This window comes from Arsenophonus endosymbiont of Bemisia tabaci Q2 (assembly GCF_902713415.1).
Classification (GTDB): Bacteria; Pseudomonadota; Gammaproteobacteria; order Enterobacterales; family Enterobacteriaceae; genus Arsenophonus.
In genome coordinates this window covers 1-1,225 of sequence record NZ_CACTIE010000051.1, presented here as the reverse complement: position 1 = coordinate 1,225, position 1,225 = coordinate 1, and the positions used below count along the sequence as shown (strand labels likewise).

General features: G+C 36.7%; 1 protein-coding gene and 1 pseudogene. Both read left to right on the top strand.

From position 1 onward, the window contains the following. Window positions 1-290 (top strand): annotated as a pseudogene (locus ARSQ2_RS15210) (hypothetical protein); the annotation flags it as partial. Between the two features lie 85 nt (window positions 291-375). Then, window positions 376-1,089 (top strand): purine-nucleoside phosphorylase, encoded by a 714-nt coding sequence (deoD, locus tag ARSQ2_RS03035; protein ID WP_181994310.1) that lies wholly within the window; start codon window positions 376-378, stop codon window positions 1,087-1,089. Window positions 1,090-1,225: the final 136 nt, after the last annotated feature.

The following is a 1,225-nucleotide window of genomic DNA, read 5'->3' as shown; positions in this document are numbered from 1 at the left end:
TCAATATTAACAGCGATGTTTTCTATGCATGGGTCACCCAAGTCCTTATCCCAGTACTTCCTAAAAACAATGTAATCATGATGGATAATGCAACTTTTCAAAAGAAACAGAGTATTCCACTATTCAACAAGTCATCACCGATGCGAGGCATATGGTGGAATATTTACCTACCTATTCGCCAGATCTTAATCCAATTGAACATAAATGAGCAAAACCTAAATGCAAAAAAAGAGCGCTCGTATGCAACACAGATATTTTTTTCGCACTCAATATGGTGTAATCAAAATTAAGTCGCTTAGCTATATTTTAAGTATGATGGGAAATATTTCTTCATATTCCCAATTTTATCGATAAGTAATAAAAGGAAATTTATTTATGGTCACCCCACATATTAATGCTGAGATGGGCGATTTTGCGGAAGTTATGCTGATGCCAGGCGATCCTCTACGCGCAAAACATATTGCAGAAAATTATTTGACCGACAGCCGTCAGGTAAATAATGTTCGTGGTATGTTAGGTTTTACTGGTAATTATCAAGGTCGTAGCATTTCTGTGATGGGGCATGGTATGGGGATCCCTTCCTGTTCAATTTACATGAAAGAGCTAATTACTGACTTTGGTGTTAAAACAATAATACGAGTAGGATCCTGTGGTGCTATTAGCCATCAAGTAAAGTTACGCGATATTATTATCGGCTTGGGAGCATGCACCGATTCTAAAGTTAATCGACTAAAATTTGATGATAATGATTTTGCGGCTATTGCGGATTATCAGCTGGTTCATAATGCTGTAACTGCGGCTAAAGCAAAGAATCTCAACGTTCTGGTAGGTAATATTTTTTCTACTGATCTTTTTTATACGTCTCAAACGCAAGTGTTTAATACAATGGAAAAATATGGCATTTTGGGGGTGGAAATGGAAGCTGCTGGTATGTATAGCATTGCGGCGGAATATGGTGTCAAGGCACTAACTATTTGTACGGTTTCTGATCATATTCGTCGAGGCGAAAAGATAACTTCAGCAGAACGGCAAACGACATTTAATGAGATGGTTGAAATTGCGTTAGAATCAGTATTATTACTGGATTAAAAATATAGCTAAGCGACTTAATTTTGATGACATTATTTATATGAGCTATTCAATTGATTTTAGACGTAAAGTGATATTTATGATGGAAGAAGAAGGGTTGAGTATCCGAGAAACAGCGAAGCAATTTCGGATTAGC